At 56.2% G+C, this 3689-nt stretch carries 3 protein-coding genes; all 3 read right to left on the reverse strand.

Features of this window, described 5'->3' with window-relative positions; genetic code table 11:
• Window positions 1–173: 173 nt before the first annotated feature.
• On the reverse strand, window positions 174–929 hold the full coding sequence (locus tag WBL42_RS02080; protein WP_424719603.1) for a SagB/ThcOx family dehydrogenase: 756 nt from the start codon (window positions 927–929) through the stop codon (window positions 174–176).
• A 97-nt stretch (window positions 930–1026) separates the two neighbouring features.
• Entirely contained in the window at window positions 1027–1830 is an 804-nt protein-coding gene (locus WBL42_RS02085) for a formylmethanofuran dehydrogenase subunit C (RefSeq protein WP_424719604.1), read from the reverse strand.
• Between the two features lie 9 nt (window positions 1831–1839).
• A complete protein-coding gene (locus tag WBL42_RS02090; RefSeq protein WP_424719605.1) occupies window positions 1840–3567 on the reverse strand; it encodes a formylmethanofuran dehydrogenase subunit A in 1728 nt (575 codons plus the stop codon).
• Window positions 3568–3689: the final 122 nt, after the last annotated feature.

Raw genomic sequence — 3689 nt, forward strand, 5'->3', positions numbered from 1 at the left:
CATAGAATACGACTGATTTGGTTCTGATTTCCATGGTCGCTTTCACCCGCAAGCACCTCTTCGGTGCTCTTGAAAGCGGACATAAATACTGTCACTGTTTTAGGACAGAAACTCTGGCACTATACAAGTATGTTCAAAAAGGAGACCCTGTTTTCACATAAAAAACGGGGGCCCTAGACCAGCGTCACATTCTGCCCGGCTTTTCCCACAGCAGCAATGTAGACGGGCCACTGGGTCTCCATATCGAGGTTCGCGAGTTTTGCTATCATCTCGTCGTGGAACATGTCGATGGGATAGACCTCGAAGCCAAAGCAGGCTGCTGCCATGATCAGGTTCTGGCAGGTGTGCCCGGCTTCGATGAGGACGCTGCGGTACCCGCGGTTACCTATCGCCCACACGGAGCGGTAAGGAACCGCAACCCAGAGGAAGGTGACCGCAGCCCGGGTGACAACCTTGAAGTTCATGCTTGCCGTGCTCATCTCACGCGGGAGGCCGGAATCGAGGCGTTCGGCCACGATACTGTTGGATTTCGGGAGGTAGCGGTAGAGCCCGGTTTCAAGGCCATCGATCTCTCCGGTGATAAAGTAGGTCTCCAGCGGGTACCGGGAGCCGCTTGATGGCACGTTCCGGAGCTGGATCGTCTCCGCCACCATCCGCTTGAATCCCTGCGTGCACCAGAGGAGGTACGAGAGTTCCTTCAGACTGAGGGATGAACGGGAAAAGAACCCGACCGGTTCCCAGCTGTCGATGGCAGAACGGACTGATGTCTCCGGTACTTTGAACCGTTTCGGGCTGGGGAGTTTGATGACGGTCTGCCCTTCCCGGACCGGGAGTTCGTGGGGCGGTTCCGGGACACGCAGGACGAGGTCAACCGTGGAATAATCCGGGTACCGCGTCCCTTTGATGAATGCATTGCCAATATCGTTCATAGGATCCTCGGGAACATCTGTTTCCGATAATGATTAAAAATAAACGGGTGGCCGGTCCGGCCGTCTGTGCGTGACGCTTGTGATGTATTTGGCCTGATCATGCCGCCTTCAGGTACAGGTTCGCGTAGACGACCTGGCCCTTGCTCTTGGGGTGGCGCTCGCCGAGATCGCCAATGTAGTGGTCGAAGGTGAACTTTGAGCCGTCGATCTCCTTCTCGACCCGGTCCACCTTCTGGTAACCCGGCATCATGAACTTGATAGTACCGAGCACGTACATGTCGCCCTTTACCATCTGGCCACCGACACGGCCCTCAACATCACCCTTGACGATAACGGTGCCGCCCTCTGCATGGGTAGAGACGTGGATGAACGCGTTCTTCTCGATGATGATCGTGCCACCGAGCATGAAGGTGCCGATGTCGTTACCGGCACTGCCCTTAATCCGGATCGTGCCGCCCTTCATGCCTCTCCAGTCGCCGCGGTATGCACAACCGACATGGTTTTTGGCATCCCCGTCAACGAGGATATCCCCACCTTCCATCTGGATCCCGCAGAAGGAGTCTACGTTGCCGGTAACGTGGACTTTTCCGCCTTTCATCCAGCCCCCGACATACATATCCGCATTGCCGTTGACGGTAACCGTCCCGGCGGTCATCTTGGAGCCGATGTATTTCACGCGGGTTGCATCGCCGGCAATCACGATATTTGTGTCTGCTGCGGTTGCACCGGCCTCACCGCTGACGGTGAAGAAGTCCCCGAGTTTGACATGGATCTTGCCTTCGTGGCCCGGGAGTTCGGTGATTTGGGCTGAAGTCTTTCCCGCGAATGCGTCGGGTGTTATACTGTAGCCCTCGAGTATCAGCTCGGGGACTTTCGTGGGTTTGAGGGTTACTGTTGCCATAATTGCACCTCAGGCCTCCACATCTACATTGATGACGAACGGGTGGGGGGCAAGGTAATCCTTGACCGAGTAGTTCTCGAGCTGGACCGTGTAGTCCTTGGTAAAGCTCTGTGTGATGTCGCGCTTTACCTGCGGGTTCTCGGGCATATTGACGTTGACCCAGACTGTCTTCTTGTGGCCGTGGCCGACAATTTCGCCGTCTTTGACAACAATTTCACCGGACTTGATGAAGCAGGCTGCCCGCTGGAATGCAGACTCGATCTTCTCGGCGTCGCTCGGCATGTTCTTGTAGTTGAGGTCGAAGACTGCGACATCGGCGATCATGCCGGGTGCAAGGCCGCCGTAGAGATTGCCAAGGCCTAGACATTTTGCCGGGCCTGACCGGGTCATCTGGGCGATCTCGAAGAGGGTGAGTTCGCGGTCGATGTTGTGGATTGTCGTTGCATCGATCACCTTGTCTGTATTCTTCATAGTGGCAAGCACGGCTTCACGTGATTTCATGCTCATAAGCCACTTGATGACACGGGGATACCGGGTGAACGGTCCTGCGTTGGGGTGGTCGGTGGTGAGGAAGGTTCGGTTCATGTCCTTTGCATAGAGAGCGAGTTCAAGACCTGTTGCCCACTGGATCGCGTTGGGGAGAACATCCTTGCTGTAGATGTACGGAACGACTCCTGCGGCAGTTTCCATCTCGACATCCACATTGCACCATTTGAGATGGTTGAGGCTGTGGAGGTGGTGTTCGAATGGACCATCGGCAGTCATGGTCGTGGTCTCATCAAGGGTCACACAACCGAGGTCAATCGTGAGACCCTTGTTCTTGTTGACGTAGTCCATGACCTCTTTTGCCTTCGAGCAGAAGGTTCCCCAGCTGTCGCCGCCGTACGAGTGGAACTGGAGGTGGGTGGAGTGCATGACCTGCTCGCGTCCGAACTTGTTCTTAGCCTTGACACCTTCAGAAATCTTCAGCGAGTCGATGGTGCCTTTATAATTACCGGGGTTTCCGAGATCGTTCTGATGAATGTGCATCGAGTGCGGGAGCCCGAGATACTCGTTTGCCTGGAGAAGGCCCTTGATGATCTCACGGGGGGTGATCTCGAAGTACGGGACGATATCGTCGAGGCTGAGGCAGTTGAGCCCCCAGCCCCAGGCGGCCGTGCCGCCGGGGTTAACGACCTTGACGCCGTAGCCTTTCGTGGCCTTGAGGAGCCAGGCGATATAGGATGCCGTGTTCTCGACTTCGCCTTTCTTCAAGTAGTCCATGACGAACCAGTTGTTGCCGAAGACGGGGAGCGCTGCCTCATCGATGATCGGGGTGTCGTGGATCTCCTCGTGTACGTGGGGGGAGTGGATCGGGGGCATCGCGGCTTCCATGACAAAACCGTAGCCCATCCGGGCATAGTCGTAGCCGGTTTTGAAGGTGCTCGGGATCGAGAAGCCGGATTCCATGCGGTAGCCGTTCTGCTGCGCCATTGCGCTCCTGCAGGTTCCTGACAGGAGTTTGTCCTCAGGTCTGAACAGACGCCCGACATTCACCTTGGGGCCTGCCACGTGGGAGTGGACGTCCACGCCTCCGGCCATGACGATCTTGCCCTTTGCATCGATCACCTTTGCGGACGAGCTGACTTTGTCCACAATCATGCCGTCCTTGATGGCAACATCTCCTGCGTCGCCGTCGATCTTACGGGTCGGGTCGATGACAAATCCGCCTTTGACGAGAATTTCTCCTGAGGTCATCTTCAGCTCACCACCGGGTTCGTGTTGTGCGGGTATTTCCGGTTCTCCTTTGCCGCAAGCCAGATCGGCTCGGTCTGGGTAAGTTCGCACATGCGCTCGTAGACTTTGTCAAAGAGCTCTTC

It is taken from the genome of Methanoregula sp. (genome assembly GCF_049686655.1).
Classification (GTDB): Archaea; Halobacteriota; Methanomicrobia; order Methanomicrobiales; family Methanospirillaceae; genus Methanoregula.

What these genes read in the sequence shown, in the direction of transcription:
- WBL42_RS02080 (WP_424719603.1), bottom strand. Translation starts at nt 929, where the DNA reads ATGAACGATATTGGCAATGCATTCATCAAAGGGACGCGGTACCCGGAT.
- WBL42_RS02085 (WP_424719604.1), bottom strand. Translation starts at nt 1,830, where the DNA reads ATGGCAACAGTAACCCTCAAACCCACGAAAGTCCCCGAGCTGATACTC.
- WBL42_RS02090 (WP_424719605.1), bottom strand. Translation starts at nt 3,567, where the DNA reads ATGACCTCAGGAGAAATTCTCGTCAAAGGCGGATTTGTCATCGACCCG.